Origin of the sequence: Streptomyces sp. NBC_01012, assembly GCF_045162755.1 — a bacterium.
Taxonomy (GTDB): Bacteria; Actinomycetota; Actinomycetes; order Streptomycetales; family Streptomycetaceae; genus Streptomyces.
The window spans coordinates 5,841,919-5,864,933 of record NZ_CP108688.1; the positions used below are offsets into that span (position 1 = coordinate 5,841,919).

The 23,015-nt window shown below is 71.6% G+C and carries 20 protein-coding genes; 8 read left to right on the forward strand and 12 right to left on the reverse strand.

Annotated features, from left to right (window positions below):
- Window positions 1–38: 38 nt before the first annotated feature.
- From sucB to OG623_RS26285, 4 genes are all read right to left on the reverse strand, one after another.
- Entirely contained in the window at window positions 39–1,811 is a 1,773-nt protein-coding gene (gene sucB, locus OG623_RS26270; RefSeq protein WP_406149760.1) for a 2-oxoglutarate dehydrogenase, E2 component, dihydrolipoamide succinyltransferase, read from the reverse strand.
- Window positions 1,812–1,867: 56 nt separating this feature from the next.
- On the reverse strand, window positions 1,868–3,256 hold the full coding sequence (lpdA, locus tag OG623_RS26275; RefSeq protein ID WP_406149762.1) for a dihydrolipoyl dehydrogenase: 1,389 nt from the start codon (window positions 3,254–3,256) through the stop codon (window positions 1,868–1,870).
- A 337-nt stretch (window positions 3,257–3,593) separates the two neighbouring features.
- Window positions 3,594–5,153, reverse strand: coding sequence for a leucyl aminopeptidase (locus OG623_RS26280; RefSeq protein ID WP_406149763.1), 1,560 nt, complete (start codon window positions 5,151–5,153; stop codon window positions 3,594–3,596).
- 191 nt (window positions 5,154–5,344) lie between these two features.
- The gene (locus tag OG623_RS26285) at window positions 5,345–6,127 is read right to left on the reverse strand and encodes an adenosylcobinamide-GDP ribazoletransferase (protein ID WP_406149765.1); all 783 of its coding nucleotides are present in this window, start codon (window positions 6,125–6,127) and stop codon (window positions 5,345–5,347) included.
- Between the two features lie 98 nt (window positions 6,128–6,225).
- On the opposite strand from OG623_RS26285, the gene OG623_RS26290 reads away from it, so the two are divergent.
- Window positions 6,226–6,999, forward strand: coding sequence for a hypothetical protein (locus OG623_RS26290; protein ID WP_406149767.1), 774 nt, complete (start codon window positions 6,226–6,228; stop codon window positions 6,997–6,999).
- A gap of 25 nt (window positions 7,000–7,024) precedes the next feature.
- On the opposite strand, the gene cobT is transcribed toward OG623_RS26290, so the two are convergent.
- Window positions 7,025–8,152, reverse strand: coding sequence for a nicotinate-nucleotide--dimethylbenzimidazole phosphoribosyltransferase (gene cobT, locus OG623_RS26295; protein WP_406149769.1), 1,128 nt, complete (start codon window positions 8,150–8,152; stop codon window positions 7,025–7,027).
- A 114-nt stretch (window positions 8,153–8,266) separates the two neighbouring features.
- Window positions 8,267–9,469, reverse strand: coding sequence for a bifunctional adenosylcobinamide kinase/adenosylcobinamide-phosphate guanylyltransferase (locus OG623_RS26300; RefSeq protein WP_406149770.1), 1,203 nt, complete (start codon window positions 9,467–9,469; stop codon window positions 8,267–8,269).
- Window positions 9,470–9,555: 86 nt separating this feature from the next.
- On the opposite strand from OG623_RS26300, the gene OG623_RS26305 reads away from it, so the two are divergent.
- Window positions 9,556–9,756 carry a hypothetical protein gene (locus OG623_RS26305; RefSeq protein WP_406149771.1) on the forward strand — a complete coding sequence of 67 codons (201 nt, stop codon included), beginning with the start codon at window positions 9,556–9,558 and terminating at the stop codon, window positions 9,754–9,756.
- Window positions 9,757–9,851: 95 nt separating this feature from the next.
- On the opposite strand, the gene OG623_RS26310 is transcribed toward OG623_RS26305, so the two are convergent.
- The 3 genes from OG623_RS26310 to OG623_RS26320 form a co-directional block, all read right to left on the reverse strand.
- The gene (locus OG623_RS26310) at window positions 9,852–10,928 is read right to left on the reverse strand and encodes a trypsin-like peptidase domain-containing protein (RefSeq protein ID WP_406149772.1); all 1,077 of its coding nucleotides are present in this window, start codon (window positions 10,926–10,928) and stop codon (window positions 9,852–9,854) included.
- Between the two features lie 74 nt (window positions 10,929–11,002).
- Window positions 11,003–11,737, reverse strand: a complete 735-nt coding sequence (locus tag OG623_RS26315; protein WP_406152014.1) for a class I SAM-dependent methyltransferase — start codon at window positions 11,735–11,737, stop codon at window positions 11,003–11,005.
- Window positions 11,738–11,808: 71 nt separating this feature from the next.
- Complete coding sequence (locus OG623_RS26320) at window positions 11,809–12,408, reverse strand: DUF3043 domain-containing protein (protein WP_406149774.1); 600 nt, start codon at window positions 12,406–12,408, stop codon at window positions 11,809–11,811.
- A 296-nt stretch (window positions 12,409–12,704) separates the two neighbouring features.
- On the opposite strand from OG623_RS26320, the gene OG623_RS26325 reads away from it, so the two are divergent.
- The 5 genes from OG623_RS26325 to OG623_RS26345 all read left to right on the forward strand — a co-directional run bounded on the left by OG623_RS26325 (window position 12,705) and on the right by OG623_RS26345 (window position 19,230).
- Window positions 12,705–13,487 carry a PspA/IM30 family protein gene (locus OG623_RS26325; protein ID WP_362886959.1) on the forward strand — a complete coding sequence of 261 codons (783 nt, stop codon included), beginning with the start codon at window positions 12,705–12,707 and terminating at the stop codon, window positions 13,485–13,487.
- 10 nt (window positions 13,488–13,497) lie between these two features.
- The gene (locus tag OG623_RS26330; RefSeq protein ID WP_362886961.1) at window positions 13,498–13,776 is read left to right on the forward strand and encodes a PspA-associated protein PspAA; all 279 of its coding nucleotides are present in this window, start codon (window positions 13,498–13,500) and stop codon (window positions 13,774–13,776) included.
- A 136-nt stretch (window positions 13,777–13,912) separates the two neighbouring features.
- Entirely contained in the window at window positions 13,913–15,175 is a 1,263-nt protein-coding gene (locus tag OG623_RS26335) for a sensor histidine kinase (RefSeq protein WP_406149776.1), read from the forward strand.
- Between the two features lie 5 nt (window positions 15,176–15,180).
- Entirely contained in the window at window positions 15,181–15,870 is a 690-nt protein-coding gene (locus OG623_RS26340) for a response regulator (RefSeq protein ID WP_406149778.1), read from the forward strand.
- 204 nt (window positions 15,871–16,074) lie between these two features.
- The gene (locus tag OG623_RS26345; RefSeq protein ID WP_406149780.1) at window positions 16,075–19,230 is read left to right on the forward strand and encodes an efflux RND transporter permease subunit; all 3,156 of its coding nucleotides are present in this window, start codon (window positions 16,075–16,077) and stop codon (window positions 19,228–19,230) included.
- Window positions 19,231–19,342: 112 nt separating this feature from the next.
- Here OG623_RS26345 and nadA read toward each other — a convergent pair whose 3' ends face one another.
- The gene (gene nadA / locus OG623_RS26350) at window positions 19,343–20,530 is read right to left on the reverse strand and encodes a quinolinate synthase NadA (protein WP_406149782.1); all 1,188 of its coding nucleotides are present in this window, start codon (window positions 20,528–20,530) and stop codon (window positions 19,343–19,345) included.
- Between the two features lie 220 nt (window positions 20,531–20,750).
- Between nadA and OG623_RS26355 the strand changes: the two genes are divergently transcribed.
- Window positions 20,751–21,107: an iron-sulfur cluster assembly accessory protein gene (locus OG623_RS26355; protein ID WP_327119342.1), complete on the forward strand. Its 357-nt coding sequence runs from the start codon at window positions 20,751–20,753 to the stop codon at window positions 21,105–21,107.
- Between the two features lie 100 nt (window positions 21,108–21,207).
- Here the strand turns inward: OG623_RS26355 and OG623_RS26360 are convergent, their stop codons facing one another.
- A complete protein-coding gene (locus tag OG623_RS26360; RefSeq protein ID WP_406149784.1) occupies window positions 21,208–22,644 on the reverse strand; it encodes a hypothetical protein in 1,437 nt (478 codons plus the stop codon).
- Between the two features lie 130 nt (window positions 22,645–22,774).
- Window positions 22,775–22,987 carry a hypothetical protein gene (locus OG623_RS26365; protein WP_406149785.1) on the reverse strand — a complete coding sequence of 71 codons (213 nt, stop codon included), beginning with the start codon at window positions 22,985–22,987 and terminating at the stop codon, window positions 22,775–22,777.
- Window positions 22,988–23,015: the final 28 nt, after the last annotated feature.

A 23,015-nucleotide genomic window follows, 5' to 3' on the forward strand; every position in this document is an offset into this window, starting at 1 on the left:
GGGGGCGCCGCTGGTGAGGCTGGTTACAGCTGTACGGCTCAGAGGCCGAGCTCGACCTCGAACTCGCCCGCCTCGAGGATCGCCTTGACCGTCGTCAGGTAGCGGGCGGCGTCGGCGCCGTCCACCAGACGGTGGTCGTAGGAGAGCGAGAGGTACGTCATGTCGCGGACGCCGATGACGGTGCCCTCGGCGGTCTCGATGACCGCGGGACGCTTGACGGTGGCGCCGATGCCGAGGATGGCCGCCTGGTTCGGCGGCACGATGACGGTGTCGAACAGCGCACCGCGCGAACCGGTGTTGCTGACCGTGAAGGTCGCGCCCGACATGTCGTCCGGGGTGAGGCCGCCACCGCGCGCCTTGCCGGCCAGCTCGGCGGTCTTCTTCGCGATACCGGCGATGTTCAGGTCGCCCGCACCCTTGATGACCGGGGTCATCAGGCCCTTCTCGGCGTCGACGGCGATGCCGATGTTCTCCGAGTCGAAGTACGTGATGGTGCCCTCGTCCTCGTTGATCCGGGCGTTGACGACCGGGTGGGCCTTCAGCGCCTGGGCCGCCGCCTTCACGAAGAACGGCATCGGGGACAGCTTGACGCCCTCGCGGGCGGCGAAGGACTCCTTCGCCTGGTTGCGCAGCTTCATCAGCTTCGTGATGTCGACCTCGAGGACCGTGGTCAGCTGCGCCTGCGAGTGCAGGGCCTTCATCATGTTCTCGCCGATGACCTTGCGCATGCGGGTCATCTTGACCGTCTGACCGCGCAGCGGGGACGCCTCGATCTTCGGCGCGGCCTTGGACGCCGCAGGGGCGGCGGCGGCCGGAGCCGGAGCGGCAGCGGCGGCCTTGGCGGCCTCCGCTGCGGCGATGACGTCCTGCTTGCGGATACGGCCACCGACGCCGGTGCCCTTGACCGAGCCCAGGTCGACGCCGTTCTCGGAGGCGAGCTTGCGGACCAGCGGCGTGACGTACGCACCGTCGTCACCGGAGGGCGCGGCCGGAGCTGCCGGCGCGGCCTTGGCCGGGGCGGCGGGCACGGCGGGTGCCGGAGCCGGAGCAGCCGGGGCCGGGGCGGCCGGGGCCGCGGGAGCCGGTGCCGGGGCGGCGGGCGCGGCCGGAGCCGGTGCCGGAGCGGCGGCGGGGGCCGGAGCGGCGGGTGCCGGAGCCGGAGCGGCGGCGGGTGCCGGGGCGGCGGGGGCCGGAGCGGCACCCGGAGCGCCGATGACGGCGAGCTTGGCGCCCACCTCGGCGGTCTCGTCCTCGGCGACGACGATCTCCAGCAGCACACCGGCGACCGGGGCGGGGATCTCGGTGTCGACCTTGTCCGTGGAGACCTCGAGCAGGGGCTCGTCCTCCGCGACCTCCTCGCCGACCTCCTTCAGCCAGCGGGTGACGGTGCCCTCGGTGACGCTCTCGCCGAGCGCCGGAAGGGTGACGTCGGTGCCGGAGGCACCACCGGCCGGAGCGGCGGCAGGAGCCTCGGCAGCGGGGGCCTCGGCGGCGGGGGCCGGGGCCTCCTGGGCGGCCGGGGCCGGTGCGGCCTCCGGCTCGGCGGCCGGAGCCGCGGCGGCGGGCGCGCCCGAACCGTCGTCGATGACGGCCAGCTCGGCGCCGACCTCGACGGACTCGTCCTCGGCGACCTTGATGGACGCGAGCACGCCGGAGGCGGGCGAAGGAATCTCGGTGTCGACCTTGTCGGTCGAGACCTCGAGCAACGGCTCGTCGGCCTCGACGTGCTCGCCCTCGGCCTTCAGCCAGCGGGTGACGGTGCCCTCGGTGACGCTCTCGCCGAGCGCCGGAAGGGTTACGGAAACCGACATGGTTTCAGTTGCTCCTTACGAAAGTGCGGAAGTGGTCGGTCGTCCCCGGGACTGGATCAGTCGTGGGAGTGGAGAGGCTTGCCGGCCAGGGCCAGGTGGGCCTCGCCCATCGCCTCGTTCTGCGTCGGGTGGGCGTGGATGAGCTGCGCGACCTCGGCCGGCAGCGCCTCCCAGTTGTAGATCAGCTGGGCTTCGCCGACCTGCTCGCCCATACGGTCACCGACCATGTGGACGCCGACCACGGCACCGTCCTTGACCTGGACGAGCTTGATCTCGCCCGCGGTCTTGAGGATCTTGCTCTTGCCGTTGCCCGCGAGGTTGTACTTGAGGGCGACGACCTTGTCCGCACCGTAGATCTCCTTGGCCTTGGCCTCGGTGATACCGACGGAGGCGACCTCGGGGTGGCAGTACGTCACCTTCGGCACGCCGTCGTAGTCGACCGGCACGGTCTTGAGCCCGGCCAGCCGCTCGGCCACCAGGATGCCCTCGGCGAAGCCGACGTGTGCGAGCTGGAGGGTCGGGACCAGGTCACCGACGGCCGAGATCGTCTCCACGTTGGTCTGCATGTACTCGTCGACGAGGACGTAGCCACGGTCCGTCGCGACACCCGCCTCCTCGTAACCGAGGCCCTGGGAGACCGGGCCGCGGCCGATCGCGACCAGCAGCACCTCCGCCTCGAAGGTCTTGCCGTCGGCGAGCGTCACCCGCACGCCGTCCTGCGTGTACTCGGCCTTGTCGAAGAAGGTGCCGAGGTTGAACTTGATGCCGCGCTTGCGGAACGCGCGCTCAAGGAGCTTGGAGCTGTTCTCGTCCTCGACCGGGACCAGGTGCTTCAGACCCTCGACGATGGTGATGTCGCTGCCGAAGGACTTCCACGCCGAGGCGAACTCGACGCCGATGACGCCGCCGCCCAGCACGATCGCCGACTTCGGCACACGGTCCAGCTTCAGCGCGTGGTCCGAGGAGATGATGCGGTTGCCGTCGATCTCCAGGCCGGGCAGCGACTTCGGCACGGAGCCGGTCGCCAGCAGCACATGGCGGCCCTGGACGCGCTGACCGTTGACATCCACCGAGGTGGGCGACGAGAGACGGCCCTCACCCTCGATGTAGTGGACCTTGCGCGAGGCGATGAGACCCTGCAGACCCTTGTACAGGCCCGAGATCACTTCGTCCTTGTACGCGTGGACGGCCGCCATGTCGATGCCGTCGAAGGTGGCCTTCACACCGAACTGCTCGGCCTCGCGGGCCTGGTCGGCGATCTCGCCGGCGTGCAGCAGCGCCTTCGTGGGGATGCAGCCGTTGTGCAGGCAGGTGCCGCCGACCTTGCCCTTCTCGATCAGTGCGACGTCCAGGCCCAGCTGAGCTCCGCGCAGGGCCGCGGCGTAACCGCCACTACCACCACCGAGGATCACTAGGTCGAAAACAGTGCTGGCGTCGTTCGCCACGTCACGTCCTCCATGCATGTGCGCCGTACGCCGGGCCCCGTCGCTGGGGTGTGACCGGCCGGTCGGCTGGTGTTCGGCCGCTTGCGTTATTCGGCCCTGTGGTGGGGGCCCTGTCCTGCCGAGAACCCATCTTCGCACTTGTTGAGTGCGGACGGGACGCGGGCCCCTGCTCCGAGTCGTACGAAGATCCGGTCCGGAGACTTACCGATGTGCGTGGATTTCCGGAAAAAGCCTGTCGGAGCCACCCAGGTGCCGGTCGGAGCCACCCAGGTGAACGCCCACGGCCCCGGACGTATGCCCGGGGCCGTGGGCGTCACGGAGCTGCCCAGGGCACGCCCTAGCCGAGGTCGCCGGCCGCGGTGCGCTCCACCAGCCGCACCAGGGTGCGGACCGAGGATCCGGTGCCGCCCTTGGGCGTGTAGCCGTACGGCGCGCCCTCGTGGAAGGCCGGGCCCGCGATGTCCAGGTGCGCCCAGGCGATGCCCTCGCCCACGAACTCCTTCAGGAACAGACCGGCCACCAGGCCGCCGCCCATCCGCTCGCCCATGTTGGCGATGTCGGCGGTCGGGGAGTCCATGCCCTTGCGCAGGTCGGCGAGGAGCGGCATCGGCCAGGACGCCTCGCCGACCTCCCCGGCGATCTCGTGGATCGACGTACGGAACGCGTCGTCGTTGCTCATCACGGCGAAGGTGCGGTTGCCCAGGGCCAGCACCATCGCGCCGGTCAGGGTCGCCACGTCGACGATCGCGTCCGGCTTCTCCTCCGAGGCGCGGGTCAGCGCGTCGGCGAGGACGAGCCGGCCCTCGGCGTCGGTGTTGAGGACCTCGACCGTCTTGCCGCTGTACATGCGCAGCACGTCACCCGGGCGGGTGGCGTTGCCGGACGGCATGTTCTCGGCGAGCGCCAGCCAGCCGGTCACGTTGATCCGGAGGCCGAGGCGGGCGGCCGACACGACGGTGGCGAGCACGGCGGCGGCGCCGCTCATGTCGCACTTCATCGTCTCGTTGTGGCCCGCGGGCTTGAGCGAGATGCCGCCCGAGTCGTAGGTGATGCCCTTGCCGACCAGGGCGACCGTCTTCTCCGCCTTCGGGTGGGTGTAGGCGAGCTTGACCAGGCGCGGGCCGTGCGTGGACCCCTGGCCGACGCCGAGCAGGCCGCCGTAACCGCCCTTGACCAGTGCCTTCTCGTCCAGCACCTGCACCTTGATGCCGTGCTCCTTACCGGCGGCGGTGGCCACGGCGGCGAAGGACTCGGGGTACAGGTCGTTGGCCGGGGTGTTGATCAGATCGCGGGCCCGGTTGATCTCCTCGGTGACCGAGAGGGCGCGCTCCACGGCGGCCTTGAAGGCCTTGTCACGCGGCTTGGCGCCGAGCAGGGCGACCTCGCCGAGCGGAAGCTTCACGGCGTTCCGGCCGGACGCGGCGCTCTTCGGGGCGACCTTGTCCTCGCCGCCCTGGTAGGCGGTGAAGGCGTACGCGCCCAGCAGGGCGCCCTCGCCGACGGCGCCGGCGTCCTCGGCGGACTCCGTCGGCAGTGCGAAACCTGCCTTCTTCGCGCCCTTCAGCGCACGGGCGGCGCTGCCCGCGGCACGGCGCAGTGCCTCGGCGTCGTACGTCTCGCCCTTCGCCGGGGCGGGACCGAGCCCGACCGCGACGACGACGGGGGCCTTGAAGCCGGAGGGGGCGGGGAGCTTGGTCACTTCGCCCTCGGCACCCGAGGCGCCCAGGGTCTCCAGGACGGCGGCGAGCTTTCCGTCGAACGCCTTGTCCACGGCCTCGGCGCCCGGTGCGACGACCAGGTCCCCGGACTTGGACCCAGCGCCCTTGGCGACGCCGACGACGAGTGCGTCGGCGCGCAGCGTCGCCGCACCTGAGGTGCTGAGAGTGAGAGCAGTCACGGTGGTGAATTCTCGCTTCCGTTGAGTTGTGTGCCGGTCGAGGGGTGGGCCGACCGTGCCCGGCGCATCGTAGACGGGCCCCCGGACGCGCCGGGAACGAGCCTACGCGCGCCCATGGCGACGGCTCACGGGGGCGTGGCCCGTCCGGGGAGGGGGACACCGAAAGGGAGCTGAAAAGGCCCCTGGTGCGGCTAGCCGACGGACAGCGCCAGGAGGGTCACCGTGGCGGCCGTCTCCTCCAGCGCGCCGAACACATCGCCGGTCACCCCGCCGAAGCGCCGCACACAGTGACGCAGCATCACCTGCGCGGCGCCGAGGCCGGCCAGGGCGGCGACGGCGAGGTGCGGGGCGGCGCCGCCACCGTCCAGGGCGCCGCCGGCCGCCGCGCAGCACACGACCACCGCGCCGGCCACGGCAGCGGCGCCCAGCGGCGGGACGGTGCCCGCCACCGCCGCGCCGAGCCCCTCGGGCCGGGCGGGCGGCACGCCCCGGCGCGCGGCCAGCGTGAGCGCGAGCCTGGCGGTGACGGCGGCGGCGACGGTGCCCAGCGCGCCCCGGGCCCAGCCGTGGTCGTAGAGCTCGTGGAGGGCCGCGACCTGGGCCAGCAGCACGAACAGCAGGGTGATCACACCGAACGGCCCGATGTCCGACTGCTTCATGATCCGCAGCGCGTCCTGGGCCGGCTTGGCGCTGCCGAGCCCGTCGGCGGTGTCCGCGAGCCCGTCCAGATGCAGCCCGCGCGTCAGCGCGGCGGGGAGGGCGGCGGAGACGACCGCGGCCACCAGGGGCCCCGAACCGCCGAGCAGGAACAGCACCCCGGGAACGGCCGCCAGCAGCCCCACGGCGAGTCCGGCGAGCGGGGCGCACAGCATGCCGGCGCGGGCGGTGTCACGGTCCCAGCGGGAGACGCGGACGGGGAGCGCGGTCAGGGTGCCGAGGGCGAAGCGCGCGCCGTGGCTGTTCAGGGAGGTCACCGCGCGCAGGCTAGCCGGTGCGTACATGACCCGCGGCGGTACTAGATTGGGCAAAGCGGCCCAAAAGCCTCGTTGGTGGGTCTTCGGACGGAGGTGGCATGGGTCACTGGTTCCAGCAGAACATCGTCGAGCCGGGCAAACTCCCGCTGCTGCTCGCCCTGAGCGCCTTCGTGCTGACCTTCGCCGTCACCCGGGTGATCACCCGGATGATCAGGGCCGGGAAGGGACCGTTCCGCAACATCACGCCCGGCGGTGTGCACGTCCACCATGTGGTGCCCGGCGTCGTGCTCACCGTGGTCGGCGGCTTCGGCGCGGTCGCCGGCGGCAGCCACGGTGTCACGGCCGGGATCCTCGCGGTCGTCTTCGGGGCGGGCGCGGGCCTGGTGCTCGACGAGTTCGCCCTGATCCTGCATCTCGACGACGTGTACTGGACCGAGGAGGGCCGCCAGAGCGTGGAGGTCGTCGTCCTCACCGCCTCGCTCGTCCTGCTCGTGCTCGCCGGCTTCTCCCCGCTCGGCGTGGACGAGCTGACCGGCCAGGAGCAGCAGGACCGGCTGGGGGTCGTCCTGACGTACGTCGTCAACTTCGGTCTTGTGCTGATCGCCCTGTTCAAGGGCAAGGCCCGGATGGCGGTGGTCGGCACCCTTGTCCCGTTCGTCGCTCTGATCGGCGCGACGAGACTGGCCCGCCCCGCGTCGCCCTGGGCGAGGCGCTTCTACCGCCGGCGCCACCGGGCCCGTGCCAGGGCGGTGCTGAGGGCCTATCACCACGATGTGCGCTGGGTGGGACCGCGCCGCCGGTTCCAGGACCTGATCGGCGGGGCCCCCGACCGGAACCCGCTGCCCGGCCCCCCGCCGGACGGGGGAACCTGACGCACCGTCACCCGGCCCCCGGCGCTCAGGCGGTGGTGTCCGCGGGCTCCGCGTCCCCGGACGGCTCCTGCGCTTCCTCTTCCTCTTCCTCTTCCGCTTCCTCGGCGGCGGGCTCCTGGGCGCGCTCGGGGAGCTCCGCGGACAGCGCCGCCGCGGCCTGCACGAGCGGCAGCGCCAGCAGGGCGCCGCTTCCCTCGCCCACCGTCACCCCGTGGTCCAGCAGCGGGGTCAGCGCCATCCGGTCCAGCGCCTTCAGCTGGGCGGGTTCCCCGCTGAGCTGCCCCGCCAGCCACCAGTCCGGCGCCCGGAAGGCCGCCCGCTGGGCCACCAGCGCACAGGCAGCCGAGACCACCCCGTCCAGCACCACGGGCATCCGGCGCACCGCGCTCTGGAGCAGGAATCCCGTCATGGCCGCCAGATCGGCGCCGCCCACGGTCGCCAGCAGCTCCAGCTGGTCGCCGAGGACCGGCCTGGCCCGCCGCAGCGCGTCCCTGACCGCCGCGCACTTACGCATCCACGCCAGGTCGTCGATGCCCGCCCCGCCGCGCCCGGTCACCACCGAGGCGTCCGTACCGCACAGGGCGGCGATCAGCGTCGATGCCGCCGTCGTGCCACCCACACTCAGATCACCCAGCACCACCAGATCGGTGCCGGAGTCGGCCTCCTCGTCGGCGATGCGCATCCCGAGCCGTACGGCCTGCTCGGCCTCCTCGGCCGTCAGCGCGTCCTCGACGTCGATACGGCCGCTGCCGCGCCGCACCCGGTCGCGTACGACGGCCTCCGGCAGCAGCTCCGGATCGCAGTCGAGACCGGCGTCCACGATCCGCAGGGGGACGGAGAAGCGCCGTGCCAGCACCGCGACGGGGCTCGCACCGTCCAGCACCGCCCTGACGAGCTCGTGCGCGGTGCCCGCTGCCCGGCCCGAGACCTCCAGCTCCGCCACGCCGTGATCACCGGCGAACAGCACGACACGTGGACGCTCGACCGCCTTGACGGGGACCGACTGCTGGGCGGCCGACAACCATTCACCCAGTTCGTCGAGCCGGCCGAGCGCGCCGACGGGAACGGCGAGCCGCTCCCGGCGTTCCTCGGCATCACGTCGTACGCCGCCGTCGGGGCGCTCGATCAGGTCGGAGAAGTCGTCCAGATTCACGGGGGTCTGCCTCGCGGGTCGTCGCAGGGTGGGCCGGAACCCGCCGGGGGGCTCCTGTGCGGAACAGTACCCGGCGCTCCCCTCCGCATCCCGGGCCCCGCACCCGCCCGGGGCTCAGCCCCGCAGCACCAGCGCCCGTCCCGCCACCACCAGCAGCACCTGCTCGCACTCGGCCGCGAACGCGTTGTTCAGCCGGCCCAGTTCGTCCCGGAAGCGCCGCCCCGACGCCGTCGCCGGGACCACGCCCGAGCCGGTCTCGTTGGTCACGGCGACGACCGTACGGCGGGTTCCGCGCACCGCGCGCACCAGCTCGGCGACCCGTTCGCGCAGCTTCGCCTCCCCGCCGTCCGCCCACCGGGCGTCGTCCCAGGCACCTGCCCGGTCCATCGCGTCCGTCAGCCACAGCGACAGACAGTCGATCAGCAGCGGCGGGCCGTCCGCCTCCAGCAGCCCCGCCAGCTCACAGGTCTCCTCGGTGCGCCACGCGGCGGGCCTGCGCTCCCGGTGCAGCCCGATCCTGGCCGCCCACTCGGCGTCCCCGTCGCGTCGGCCGCCCGTCGCCACGTACACCACCTCGGGGAAGGTCTCCAGGCGCTGTTCGGCCTCCACCGACTTCCCCGACCGTGCCCCACCGGTGATCAGCGTGCGCCGGGGCAGGTCGGGCAGGACGCGGTAGGCGCCCACCGGCAGAGTCGTCCCGTCGGGCACCGCGCGCGCCCCGCCGGCCGCGAGCCGGCGGTCCAGCTCGGGTCCTGGCGGCGCGTCATGGTCCAGATGGACGGCGATCACCTCGGTGGTGGGCCCGACGGCCTCGACGGCCCGCAGCCTGGCCACGGCATCGGGGCGCCCGATCACATCGCACACGACCATGTCGTACGGCTCGGCCACCGGGTCGGCCAGGCCGGCGGGGGAGGCGCCGGGCGGCAGATAGAGCAGCCGCTCACCGTCCGGTGCCGTCACCTCGTAACCGGTGCCGGGGGAGTCCATCGCCACCGCCCTGATCCGGTGCCCGCTGATCAGCGTCAGCTCCTGGCCGTCGGGGACCCGGCCGGCCGGCGGCAGCGACGCGGGCAGCTCCACCGCGGGCCCGTCATGGGGGTGGGTCAGCAGCACCTGCCGTACGCCGGCCAGCGAGCGACCCGCACGGGCGGCGGCGAACACGGCGCCCGGGGTGAGATCCAGCAGCAGCGCGTCGTCCACGAGCAGCGCGGTCGCGGCACGTGCCCCGGTGCCGCGGGAGGACGCGCAGACGGCGCAGGGGCAGTCGGGCCGCGGCAGCCCGTCGGGGGCTCCGGTGCCGAGCAGTGTCAGTTCCACGTGTCGATCCTGCCGTGTCCATCAGCCACCTGCGCGCCCGGGACACCCACTAGTCTTCGGGGAGCAACGCGACCCAGGAGGCGGACATGGCGTGGACGTGGCGGTTCGAGAAGTCCGACGGTACGGAGACGGAGCCGGCGCTGCAGCCGGAGGAGTTCACGACTCAGGGCGACGCGGAGTCCTGGATCGGTGAGTTCTGGAAGGAGCTGCTCGACGGCGGCGCGGACCAGGTGACGCTCTTCGAGGACGCGACGAAGATCTACGGCCCGATGAGCCTTCAGGCCTGAGCCGGTCGTGCGGCCTGACAGCTTCTTCGGGGCTGTCAGGCTCCCCGGGGCGCTCGGGCTCCTCGGGCCCTCGGGAGCTCCTCCGGCCCTCGTGCTCAGATCTCGCCCAGGGTGACATCGGCCGTCTTCTTCGAGCCCGACCTGGTGTACGTCACCGAGACCTTCCGGCCGGGTTTCTCGTCCGCGAGCACCTCCGAGAGCGAGGTGATCGTGGTGACCCGGGTCCCGTCGATCCGGGTGATCACGTCCCCGACGCGCAGGCCGGCCTTCGACGCGGCCCCGCCCTTCGAGACGCTCACGATCGCGACACCCGCAGGCTTGTACGAGCTGTCCACGACCGTGCGGCCCGTGATGTCCAGGGCCGCGCGGCCCGAGTCGGTGACCTTCCCGTTCTTGATGATCTGGTCGGCGACCGTCCGCACCATCGAGACGGGGATGGCGAAGCCGATCCCCGGCGCCGCGCCGCCGCCCTGCTGCGAGTCGGTCGCCGCGAGCGTCGGGATGCCGATGACCTCGCTGTCGAGGTTCACCAGGGCCCCTCCGCTGTTGCCCGGGTTGATGGCCGCCGAGGTCTGCACCATGTCGGCGAGCGTCGCCCCGGTGCCACCGTCCGAGCCGCCCTCGCTGACGGTCCGGCCCACGGCGGAGACGATGCCCTGGGTGACACTGCTGGACAGCCCGAGCGGTGAGCCCATCGCCAGGACGATCTGCCCCACCTCGACCTCTTCGGTCTGCCCGAACTTCGCGGGCCGCAGCCCTTCGGGGGTGTCGTCGAGCTTGATGACGGCCAGGTCCTGCTCCGGATAGGAGGACACCAGGGACGCCTTGAGCACCTTCTCTCCCGTGGCGCCACTGACATCGAAGGTCTTCTTACGGCCCACGACATGGGCGTTGGTGACGATGTGGCCCTGGTCGTCGTAGACGATGCCCGAGCCGAGCGAGTCCCCGGCGCCGACCTGCACGACGGAGGGCAGCACATCCTTGATGACGGCCTGGTACTGGTCCTCCAGGGCGTCCGAGGTCCGGGACACCACCGCCTGCTGCCGGGCGGGGGCGGCGGACGGGGCCGTGCCGGAACCGGCGCAGCCACCCGCCAGGGCGATCACGCAGGCACCGGCGGCCAGCAGTGTGAGCGAGCGGCGTACCCGCCTGCGGGAAGGGGTTGCGTCCATGCCCGGAGTATGGCCAGGACCCGCAGCCGACGGCCTGTGCTGCTGGGCCGATCAGGCGTACGAGGGCGGCGGACTCAGCCGCGTACTCCGCACAGGTGCAGCAGCGCCGCCACCCCGCGGTACGGGTCGGTGCGGCCGGCCCGGTCCTCGGCGGCGAACAGCCGCGCGAGCTCGTCGGGGGCGGGCAGCTCGGCGTCCTCGCCGACGTTGTCCGTGAAGACCCGCACGCCGTACCACGCGTGCAGCGGGGCGGCGATCCCGGCGAGGGTGGCCCGCAGGACACCGAGCCGGTCGGCCCTGACGTCCAGGCCCAGCCTGTTCGTGTACGTGTCGCTGTCGAACGCCGTGAGAGCCGCGCCGAAGTCACCGGTCGTCCCCGGGCGCATGGCGAGCGCATCCGCGTTCCGCACGAGCAGCGAGAGCAGCCCGCCGGGCGCCAGCATCCGGGCCAGCCCGGCCAGCAGCGGATCCGGCTCCGGGACATACATCAGCACGCCGTGGCAGAGCACCACGTCGAAGCTGCCCGGCAGGAAGTGCACCCCGGTGTCGCGGCCGTCGCCCTCGATCAGCCGCACCCGCTCCCTGATGCCCTCGGGCTCGCCGGCCAGGGCCTCCCGTGCCGAGCGCAGCATCTCGGCGTCGGACTCCAGGCCCGTCACGGAGTGCCCGGCCCGCGCCAGGCGCAGTGCCTGGGTGCCCTGCCCCATGCCGACGTCGAGCACCCGCAGCCGCTGCCCCACCGGGTAGCGGGCGGATATCTGCTCGTCGAGCTGCCGGGCGACGAGCTCCTGGCGGACCGTGTTGCGCAGCCCGCCGAGCCCGCCCAGCCATCGGGCGGACACTCCGGCGAAGCCGGAGGTCTCCGTGCCCGTGTCCGTGCTCAGGGCCGCTCTCCCCGCTTGACCTGGGGCTTGGGGAGACGCAGCCGGCGCATCTGGAGCGTACGCATCAGGCCGTAGGCCACGGCGCCGCGCTTCGGGGTGTCGGGGAAGCGCTGGGCCAGCTGCTTCTTGAGACGGAAGCCGAGGCCGATGGAGTCGACGACGATCAGCACGATCACGCCGAGCCAGAGCAGCAGCGAGATGTTCTGGATGTTCCGGATCTGGATCACGCTGAGGATCAGGATGATCACTGCGAGCGGAAGGAAATACTCCGCGATGCAGAAGCGCGAGTCCACGAAGTCACGGACGAAGCGCCGCACGGGCCCCTTGTCGCGGACCGGCAGATAGCGCTCGTCACCCGACGCCAGCGCTTCGCGCTGCCGGGCCATGTCGGCCCGGCGTGCTTCCCGCTGGCGCCTCGTCGCCTCCTTGCGGTCGGTCGGCGCACCACTGGAGGCACGCCTGCGCTGCGTCTGGGCCTCGCTGCGCTTGGGGGTGGGGCGACCTTTGGGAGCCTGAGGGTCGCGGGGCTGCTTGGAGAGGTCCGCCGTCACCTTGCCGGTGGGGGCCTTCTCTTCCTTGGAACGGCTACGGAACACAAAACCCAAGGGTACGGGGTCGGCCGGGAGTACCGAGGACCGGCCGGGAACGATCCGGCAACGGCCTGCGTCCTGAAAAGTGTCCCGACAGGGGCAGAACGGACGTTGTCGGCCGATCCCCGAGGGGCATCTACTCCCTGGGCGGGAGCGGTGGCAGGCGGCAGTCGTCCTTGCGGAGGACCACATCCGTGCTCGAACAGTGCGGTAATAGAGGTAGGGCCCGTACTGTGGGTTCTGTTGGAGTGCTGGAGCTCAGTTAAGTCAGAAGGGGGCGCGCGAAGCCCATGAGCGGTGTCATGAAGCGTATGGGAATGATCTTCCGCGCGAAGGCAAACAAGGCCCTTGACCGGGCCGAGGATCCGCGCGAGACCCTCGATTACTCGTACCAGAAGCAGCTCGAACTGCTTCAGAAGGTACGCCGCGGCGTCGCCGATGTGGCGACCTCGCGCAAGCGGCTCGAACTGCAGCTGAACCAGCTGCAGGGGCAGTCGTCCAAGCTGGAGGACCAGGGCCGCAAGGCACTCGCGCTCGGCCGCGAGGACCTGGCCCGGGAGGCGCTGTCCCGGCGCGCCGCCCTCCAGCAGCAGGTCACGGACCTGGAGACGCAGCACCAGACGCTGCAGGGCGAGGAGGAGAAGCTCACTCTCGCGGCCCAGCGTCTGCAGGCCAAGGTCGACGCCTTCCGTACGAAGAAGGAGACCATCAAGGCCACCTACACCGCCGCCCAGGCCCAGACCCGGATCGGAGAGGCCTTCTCCGGCATCTCCGAGGAGATGGGCGACGTCGGCCTGGCGGTCCAGCGGGCCGAGGACAAGACGCAGCAGCTCCAGGCCCGTGCGGGAGCCATCGACGAGCTGCTGGCCTCCGGTGCCCTCGACGACTCGACCGGCACGGCGAAGGACGACATCGCCGCCGAGCTGGACCGGCTCTCCGGTGGTACGGATGTAGAACTGGAACTGCAGCGCATGAAGGCCGAGCTGGCCGGCGGTTCGGCCGGGCAGCAGCAGGCCATCGAGGGCGGCGCCGAGGACGCGGCACCGCAGTCGCAGCAGTCCCCGCACAAGTTCGACAAGCAGTGAGGGCGGCGTCATGATCGTACGGATCATGGGGGAGGGCCAGGTCGTACTGGCCGACAGTCAAGTCGCCGAGCTGAACAAGCTCGACGACATCCTCCTCGCGGAGATGGAGAGCGGTGACGGACCCGGGTTCCGCACCACGCTCCACGCTCTCCTGGACAAGGTGCGCGAGCTCGGCTCGCCGCTCCCCGACGACTCGCTCGAGCCGTCGGAACTGATCCTTCCGGCTCCTGACGCCACGCTCGAAGAGGTGCGCTCCATGCTTCGCGACGACGGGCTGATCCCCGGCTGACCGGGGCGGCCCGATCCCACGGAAGGGCCCTCGCTCCGCACTCCCCACGGTGCCCCGCCCGGTACGCCCGGCGCGGGGCACAGTGCTGCGTACACGCCGGGACCACCCGATCGGCCGCACGCCGTACCGTTGCTCCGTGACCACCCTCGGAACCGGGCTCGTGCGCGCCCGCCGCTGGCTGCGCGGCCACTCCCTCGCCTTCGACGGTGCCCTGGCCGCGGTCGTGCTCGTCTGCATGCTCTGCGCGTCGTTCGCCGAGCCGAGCCCCGGCCACAGCCCGCCCGTGCTCGCGGCCAGGGACCCCGAGGTCTCCGGCGTGCTGCTGATGGTCCTGGCGGCCGCGGTGCTCGTCCTGCGCAGGCGCAGGCCCATGACGGTGCTCGCGGCGACCGGGGCGCTGTCCGCCACCGAGTTCGTCCTGACCGGTCTGCCCTCTCCCATCGTGGTGAGCGCGGTCATCGCGCTCTTCACCGTCGCGGCCAGCACCGACCGCCCCACCACCTGGCGGGTCGGCCTGCTGACCATGGGGGTGCTGGCCCTGGCCGCGATGGTGGCCGGTCCCACGCCCTGGTACAGCCAGGAGAATCTCGGCGTCCTGGCCTGGACCGGGCTCGCCTGTGCCGCCGGGGACGCCGTACGCAGCAGACGCGCCTTCGTCGACGCCATCAGGGAACGGGCCGAACGCGCGGAACGCACCCGCGAGGAGGAGGCGGGCCGCAGGGTCGCCGAGGAGCGCCTGCGGATCGCCAGGGACCTGCACGACGTCGTCGCCCATCACATCGCCCTGGTCAACGTCCAGGCCGGGGTCGCGGCGCACGTCATGGACCGGCGCCCCGACCAGGCGAAGGAGGCGCTCGGCCACGTACGGGAGGCGAGCCGCTCCGCGCTCAACGAACTACGGGCCACGGTCGGGCTGCTGCGGCAGTCCGGCGACCCGGAGGCGCCCACCGAACCCGCCCCTGGGCTCGCCGTCCTCGACGCCCTGGTCGACACCTTCCGCAACGCCGGGCTGCCCGTCGAGGTCGCCTGCACCGACCCGGACAGCCCGCTGCCCGCCGCGGCCGACCTCGCGGCCTACCGGATCATCCAGGAAGCGCTGACCAATGTACGCAAACACGCGGGCGCCGGCGCGAAGGCCGAGGTGAGCGTCGTACGCGTCGGGAGGACCGCGGAGGTCACCGTGCTCGACGACGGCACGGGGGCGGGGCCGGGCCCCGCGCCTGACGACGGTGGCGGGCACGGCCTGCTCGGCATGCGCGAGCGGGTCACCGCGCTGGGCGGCACCCTCACGGTGGGGCCCCGTTACGGAGGCGGGTTCAGGGTCCATGCGATCCTGCCCGTCACATCCCGCACACGCGCGCCGGAAGGGCCGGGCGCGGTGGGGGCCACGGGGGGATGACGCGCATGACGCCCATCAAGGTGCTGCTCGCCGACGACCAGGCGCTGCTGCGCAGCGCCTTCCGGGTGCTGGTCGACTCCGAACCCGACATGCGGGTCGTCGGTGAGGCGGCCGACGGCGCCGAAGCGGTGGAGCTGGCCCGCTCGACCCTCGCCGACGTCGTGCTGATGGACATCAGGATGCCGGGCACCGACGGTCTCGCCGCCACCCGGATGATCAGCGCCGACCCGGATCTGGCCGACGTACGGATCGTCATGCTCACCACCTTCGAGGTGGACGAGTACGTGGTGCAGTCCCTGCGCGCCGGCGCGTCGGGCTTCCTCGGCAAGGGCGCGGAGCCGGACGAACTCCTCAACGCCATCCGTGTCGCGGCCGCCGGTGAGGCGCTGCTCTCCCCGGTCGCGACCAAGGGGCTCATCGCCAGCTTCCTCGCCCAGGGCGGCAGCGCCCCCGATGACCCGCACGGCACGGAGTACGCCGAGCGCCTCGCCGCGCTGACCGGGCGCGAGCGGGAGGTACTTGTCCAGGTCGCGGGCGGACACTCCAACGACCAGATCGCCGACCGGCTGGTCGTCAGCCCCCTCACCGTGAAGACCCATGTGAACCGGGCCATGGCGAAACTGGGCGCGCGGGACAGGGCGCAATTGGTGGTCATTGCCTACGAATCGGGCCTTGTCCGTCCCAGGGTGGAGTGACGGGTGGAGGCCCGGCTACTCCAGCTGCGGTATGCGGGGGGCCGAGAAAGCAGCCCGGGGGCCGACGTTTTCGTATCGCGAACAGGCGATCGTATAGATGGGCGGGCTGTGTCCCCGCGTGTTTCCGCTGATCCTCTGCCCACGGACGTGGGCGTGGAGCACCCGCCCACCTGCCGCGTACGCCACAGAAGAGAGACCTAACCCATGTCCTGGCTGTCCAGATTCAGCCTCGCGCAGCGGGCTCTGATCGGGCTGATCTCGATCGTCGCGCTCGTTTTCGGAGCGATCGCGATCCCGCAGCTCAAGCAACAGCTGCTGCCCACCATCGAGCTCCCGATGGTGTCGGTGCTGGCCCCGTACCAGGGCGCGTCCCCCGATGTGGTCGAGAAGCAGGTCGTCGAGCCTCTCGAGAACGCCATCAAGGCCGTCGACGGCGTCGACGGCATCACCTCGACCGCCAGCGAGGGCAACGCCGTCGTCATGGCGACCTTCGACTTCGGTGACGAGGGCACGAAGCAGCTCGTCGCCGACATCCAGCAGGCCGTGAACCGTGCCCGCGCCGAGATGCCCGACACCGTGGACCCGCAGGTCGTCGCCGGTTCGACGGACGACATCCCGACCGTCGTGCTCGCCGTCACCTCGGACAAGGACCAGCAGGCGCTCGCCGACCAGTTGGACCGCACGGTCGTTCCCGCGCTCGAGGACATCGAGGGCGTCGGCCAGGTCTCGATCGACGGCGTCCAGGACCTCCAGGTCTCCGTCGTCCCCGACGACAAGAAGCTCGCCGCCGCGGGCATGAACGCCGCCTCGCTGGCCCAGGCACTCCAGTCCGGCGGTGCCACCGTCCCGGCCGGCTCCTTCTCCGAGTCGGGCAAGAGCCGCACCATCCAGGTCGGCGGCTCCTTCACCTCGCTCAAGCAGATCGAGGACCTGAAGGTCGCCGCGAAGGACCCGGCGACGGGCGAGTCCGGCACGGCGGTCCGCGTCGGTGACGTCGCCACGGTGAAGCAGGAGCCCGCCACCGCGGTCTCCATCACCCGTACGAACGGCAAGCCGAGCCTCGCCGTCCTGGCGACGATGGACAAGGACGGCAGCGCCGTCGCCATCTCGGACGCCGTCGAGGACAAGCTCCCCGACCTGCGCAAGGACCTCGGCTCGGGCGCCGAGCTGACCGTGGTCTCCGACCAGGGACCGGCCGTCTCCAAGGCGATCTCGGGACTGACCACCGAGGGCGCGCTCGGCCTGCTCTTCGCCGTGATCGTGATCCTGGTGTTCCTGGCGTCGATCCGTTCGACGCTGGTCACCGCGGTCTCCATCCCGCTCTCCGTGGTCCTCGCGCTGATCGTGCTCTGGACCCGTGGGCTGTCGCTGAACATGCTGACGCTCGGCGCGCTGACCATCGCGATCGGCCGGGTGGTCGACGACTCGATCGTGGTCCTGGAGAACATCAAGCGGCACCTCGGCTACGGCGAGGAGCGCCAGTCGGCGATCATCACCGCGGTCAAGGAGGTGGCCGGCGCGGTCACCTCGTCCACGCTCACCACCGTCGCGGTCTTCCTGCCCATCGGTCTGGTCGGTGGCATGGTCGGCCAGCTCTTCGGCTCGTTCTCCCTCACGGTCACCGCGGCCCTGCTGGCCTCCCTGCTGGTCTCGCTGACCGTGGTCCCCGTCCTCTCGTTCTGGTTCCTGCGGGCCCCCAAGGGCACCGCCGCCGACCCGGACGAGGCACGCCGCAAGGCCGAGGAGAAGGAAGCCGCCAGCCGGCTCCAGCGGATCTACGTCCCGGTGCTGCGCTTCGCGACCCGGCGCCGCATCATCAGCGTCGTCATCGCCGTCGCGGTCCTGTTCGGCACCTTCGGCATGGTTCCCCTGCTGAAGACGAACTTCTTCGACCAGGGCGAGCAGGAAGTCCTCTCCATCAGCCAGGAGCTGACGCCGGGCACCAGCCTGGAAGCGGCCGACAAGGCCGCGCAGAAGGTCGAGAAGGTCCTGGCCGCGGACGAGGGCGTCAAGGAGTACCAGGTCACCGTCGGCTCCTCCGGCTTCATGGCGGCCTTCGGCGGCGGCACGGGCGCCAACCAGGCGACCTACCAGGTCACCCTCGAGGACTCGGCGGACTACGACGTCACCGAGGGCCGGATCGACGAGGCCCTGGGCAAGCTCGACGGCATCGGCGACACCACGATCGCCGGGGGCGACGGCTTCGGCAGCCAGGACCTCAGCGTCGTGGTCAAGGCCGCGGACGCGGATGTGCTGAAGAAGGCCTCCGAAGCGGTGCGCGGTGGGGTCGCCGAGCTCAAGGACGTCACCGATGTCCAGAGCGACCTCGCGCAGAGCGTCCCGCGGATCTCGGTCAAGGCCAACGACAAGGCGGCCGACGCCGGGTTCGACCAGACCACCCTCGGCGCGGCGGTCGCCGCCGCCGTGCGTGGCACCCCGTCGGGCACGGCGATCATGGACGACACCGAGCGTGACGTCCTGGTGAAGTCCGCCGAGCCGGCCACCACCATGGACGAGCTGAAGGCACTGAAGCTCGGCCCGGTCGAGCTCGGCAGCATCGCCGACGTCGAGCTGGTCCCCGGACCGGTCTCGATGACCCGTATCGACGGCCAGCGCGCGGCGACGATCACCGCCAGGCCGACCGGCGACAACACGGGCGCGGTCACCACCGCGCTCCAGCAGAAGATCGACGCCCTGGACCTCCCGGAGGGCGCCACCGCGACCATCGGCGGTGTCTCCGCGGACCAGGACGACGCCTTCGTCAAGCTGGGTCTCGCCATGCTGGCCGCCATCGCGATCGTCTTCATGCTGCTGGTGGCCACCTTCAGGTCGCTCGTCCAGCCGCTGATCCTGCTGGTCTCCATCCCCTTCGCCGCGACGGGCGCCATCGGCCTCCTGATCGTCACGGGCACCCCGATGGGTGTCCCGGCGATGATCGGGATGCTGATGTTGATCGGCATCGTGGTGACCAACGCGATCGTGCTGATCGACCTGATCAACCAGTACAGGTCGCAGGGCATGGGCGTCGTCGAGGCGGTCGTCGAGGGTGGCCGCCACCGTCTGCGTCCGATCCTGATGACCGCCCTGGCGACGATCTTCGCCCTGCTCCCGATGGCGCTCGGCGTCACGGGCGAAGGCGGCTTCATCTCCCAGCCGCTGGCGGTCGTGGTGATCGGCGGTCTGATCACCTCCACGCTGCTGACGCTGCTGCTGGTGCCGACGCTCTACGCGATGGTCGAGCTGCGCAAGGAGCGCCGCGCGAGGAAGAAGGCGGCCAAGCGCGAGGCGAAGTCCGGCACCGCGGCCACCGACACGGCGCAGGAGGCCACCTCCGAGGAGCCGGAGCCCGCGAAGGCCTGATCGATCGGGTTCCCCGCAGAAACACGGGAAGGGCCCCCGGTACCGCACAGCGGCGCCGGGGGCCCTTCCCCGTTGTTCTCCTCGGGCCTTGCCGGGGGCGGGGCCCCGCCGGTTACGGCAGCGCCAGCATCCGCTCCAGCGCGAGCTTGGCGTACTTCTCCGTCTCCGGGTCGACCTCGATCCGGTTCACGAGCTTGCCATCGGCGAGCGACTCCAGCGTCCACACCAGGTGCGGCAGGTCGATCCGGTTCATCGTCGAGCAGAAGCACACCGTCCTGTCCAGGAAGACGATTTCCTTGTCCTCCGCGGCGAAACGGTTCGCCAGTCGGCGCACCAGGTTCAGCTCGGTGCCGATCGCCCACTTGGAGCCGGCCGGGGCCGCCTCCAGGGCCTTGATGATGTACTCCGTCGAGCCCACCTGGTCCGCGGCGGCCACGACCTCGTGCTTGCACTCCGGGTGCACCAGCACGTTGACGCCCGGGATCCGCTCCCGTACGTCGTTGACGGACTCCACCGAGAAGCGCCCGTGCACCGAGCAGTGCCCGCGCCACAGGATCATCTTCGCGTCGCGCAGCTGCTCGGCGGTGAGGCCGCCGTTCGGCTTGTGCGGGTTGTAGAGGACGCAGTCCTCCAGGGTCATCCCCATGTCCCGCACGGCGGTGTTCCGGCCCAGGTGCTGGTCCGGCAGGAAGAGGATCTTCTCGCCCTGCTCGAAGGCCCACTCCAGGGCGCGCTTCGCGTTGGACGAGGTGCAGATCGTCCCCCCGTGGCGGCCCGTGAAGGCCTTGATGTCGGCGGAGGAGTTCATGTAGGAGACCGGCACGACCTGGTCGGCGACGCCGGCGTCCGTCAGCACGTCCCAGCACTCGGCGACCTGCTCGGCGGTGGCCATGTCGGCCATCGAGCAGCCGGCGGCCAGGTCGGGCAGGACGACCTTCTGGTCGTCGCCCGTCAGGATGTCGGCGGACTCGGCCATGAAGTGCACGCCGCAGAAGACGATGTACTCCGCCTCGGGCCGTGCCGCCGCGTCCCGGGCGAGCTTGAAGGAGTCGCCGGTGACGTCCGCGAACTGGATGACCTCGTCGCGCTGGTAGTGGTGCCCGAGCACGAAGACCTTGTCCCCGAGCTTCTCCTTGGCGGCGCGAGCCCGCTCCACCAGGTCCGGGTCGGACGGGGAGGGCAGGTCGCCGGGGCATTCGACGCCGCGCTCGCTCAGCGGGTCGGCCTCACGGCCGAGCAACAGCAGCGCGAGGGGCGTCGGCTGGACATCCAGGGGCTGGGCGGTGGTCACGACACGCACCCTCTCTTTTCTGCGAAAAGCCTTCTCGTCTAATTGACGCTATCTATCATAACCGCTTCGTGTCAGCTTGACGATGCCCATAGCGTCGATGTGACGCATCCCCTGATGCGGTGGTGTGCGAGCATGAAGGGAGCAGGCACGCCCCTGGCCCGGAATGAATCCGTGGCCCCGATGGTTGGACCGTCGGCAAGCAGTCCGTACAACCCCGGGAGAGAAGCAGATGTCCGTATCGGACGAGACCACCACCGTGAGCGACGGCATCCTCCTGTCCGACGCCGCCGCATCCAAGGTCAAGACCCTGCTCGAGCAGGAGGGCAGGGACGACCTCGCGCTGCGCGTCGCCGTGCAGCCCGGAGGCTGCTCGGGCCTGCGTTACCAGCTCTTCTTCGACGAGCGCTCGCTCGACGGGGACGTCGTGAAGGACTTCGGCGGCGTCAAGGTCGTCACGGACCGGATGAGCGCCCCGTACCTGGGCGGCGCCTCCGTCGACTTCGTGGACACCATCGAGAAGCAGGGCTTCACGATCGACAACCCGAACGCCACGGGCTCCTGCGCCTGCGGTGACTCCTTCAGCTGAACCCAGCGGCTGTACGACAGCGGCGGCTCTCCCGAAGCAGGGAGAGCCGCCGCCGTCGTACGCGCGGACGCCGGGGCCGCGCCGCTACCGCTTGGGGCCCCTACCGCTTGGGCACCGTCTCGCCCGATCCGGCGTCGACCACCTTCCGGCCGTCCAGCGGCGCGTCCAGCGTCACCGTCCGGGTGAGCTCCTTGGCGATCATGATGCAGGCCTTCCCGGGGTCCGGCTCCGACACATCGATGGTGATCCGCACCGTGGTGGAGTCCTCCGTGGCACGCGCCTTGTAGGTGCTGCACACGCCGCCCCAGAAGGTCACCTCCAGCGTCCGCCCGTCCGCGCTGTAGGCGATGAGGCTCGCGCCCTTGCCCTGCGGGTCCTTCGTGGGTTCGGGGGCCGGACTGCCGCCGCTCGGCGCCAGATGGTCCGGATCCACCGCGACCCGGACGACCGTGTGCGCGGGGCCGCCGCCTTCCGGCCGTACGGAGAAGAGCCACGAGGGCACCAGGATCCGCTCGCCCTGTGCGGACTGCTGCGCCGAGAGCCCGAACCTGGCCTTCTCGACCGTCACCGTGGAAGCCGGGGGAGTACCGCAGCGGGTCGTCGGCGTGCGTGGGGCGCCGTCCAGCGGCTCGGGGGTCGCACAGTCGCCGGCGCCGGACTTCGCGGCCCGGCGGCTCTGCGCGTTCAGCTGCTCCAGGGCGTCGGCCGCGCCGGTCACCGGATAGCTGTCGCCCTTCTCCAGGGCCTTCAGGTGCCCGCTGCCGCCGACGATCTCGCCCCCGGCGCCCACCTGGATGCCGGTCGACCATCCGTAGGTCGGCAGCCCGCCCACCACCGGGTCGGCGTTGACCACCCGTACGGAACCCCTCAGCCGGCCCGCGTCGAGCGCGGCGTCGTCCTGTCCCACGGCCTTCAGCACGGGAGCCGCGGCGGCCTTAGCCGCCTTCTCGCCGACAGGGGAGCCGGACGCCGGCGTCCGGTCCTGCTTCGCACAGGTGCTCGCGGACTCGCAGGCGTCCGTGCCGCCGGAGCCGTACCGGGCGAACGTCCAGGTCCCCGGCGCCTGCTTGGTCACCTTCAGGACCGGTCCCGAACCGTCTCCGTCGCTGCCCACCTTCCAGGAGGCGCCGTCCGCGTGCGGTGTGCCCGCGACGCCGAGCGCCTTCGCCAGCCGCGCCACCTCGGCCGAGGTCACCGCGGATCCGGCACGGTGGACGGCGGCGCTGCCGGGTCCTTCGGGCAGCTTGCCCGAGGCGCGGTACACGACACCGGCGCCGTGCGGATCGGGCTCACCGGGCGCGATGCCGGGGGGCTGCGTCGACGGGCTGTCCGCGAGGTCCAGCGCGAGCAGCGGCGGGGAGCTGTCCCCGGAGGCCGCCCTGTCCGCGTCCGTACCGCTGTCGCCCGCCGCGGTCGAGGCCCAGTACGCCGCCCCGCCGCCGGTCAGCAGCACGGCCGCGGCCACCGAGGCCACGGCGAGTGGCGACCGCCGCCGCCGGGGGCCGGTCACATCATTCTCGGGTCGCTCGGTGCTCACCGGATCGCTCCTTCGGCTGCCTTGCCGTCACTGGTGCATCATCCGTCCCCGGGGTGAGGACATCGGTGGGACGGGCCGAAGGAGCGCACGGTTCCCCCGTACGCGTGAGAGAGAGCGGCGAACGGTCCGGTCAGTCGCCGTAGTCCGACATCGCGTCGATCAGACGGGCGGACGACGGCGGCACCGTGACCCCGTGGATCCGGGAGTGCTCCACCGGCTTCACGGTGGTCCTCGTGGGGGTGACCCAGTGCGGCGCCATCCGCGCGCAGTCACCGCGCAGCTCGGCCAGGCTCATCTCGGACTCACGCGGAAGGGGCTCACGCGGAACGATCGTGTTCGACATATCCGCACCGTACGCACGGGAGCGCTCA

Excerpts from the sequence above, each read along its gene's own strand:
- sucB (WP_406149760.1), bottom strand. The coding sequence starts at position 1,811 with ATGTCGGTTTCCGTAACCCTTCCGGCGCTCGGCGAGAGCGTCACCGAG.
- OG623_RS26290 (WP_406149767.1), top strand. The coding sequence starts at position 6,226 with ATGGGTCACTGGTTCCAGCAGAACATCGTCGAGCCGGGCAAACTCCCG.
- OG623_RS26305 (WP_406149771.1), top strand. The coding sequence starts at position 9,556 with ATGGCGTGGACGTGGCGGTTCGAGAAGTCCGACGGTACGGAGACGGAG.
- OG623_RS26310 (WP_406149772.1), bottom strand. The coding sequence starts at position 10,928 with ATGGACGCAACCCCTTCCCGCAGGCGGGTACGCCGCTCGCTCACACTG.
- OG623_RS26325 (WP_362886959.1), top strand. The coding sequence starts at position 12,705 with ATGAAGCGTATGGGAATGATCTTCCGCGCGAAGGCAAACAAGGCCCTT.
- OG623_RS26330 (WP_362886961.1), top strand. The coding sequence starts at position 13,498 with ATGATCGTACGGATCATGGGGGAGGGCCAGGTCGTACTGGCCGACAGT.
- OG623_RS26340 (WP_406149778.1), top strand. The coding sequence starts at position 15,181 with ATGACGCCCATCAAGGTGCTGCTCGCCGACGACCAGGCGCTGCTGCGC.
- OG623_RS26345 (WP_406149780.1), top strand. The coding sequence starts at position 16,075 with ATGTCCTGGCTGTCCAGATTCAGCCTCGCGCAGCGGGCTCTGATCGGG.
- OG623_RS26355 (WP_327119342.1), top strand. The coding sequence starts at position 20,751 with ATGTCCGTATCGGACGAGACCACCACCGTGAGCGACGGCATCCTCCTG.
- OG623_RS26365 (WP_406149785.1), bottom strand. The coding sequence starts at position 22,987 with ATGTCGAACACGATCGTTCCGCGTGAGCCCCTTCCGCGTGAGTCCGAG.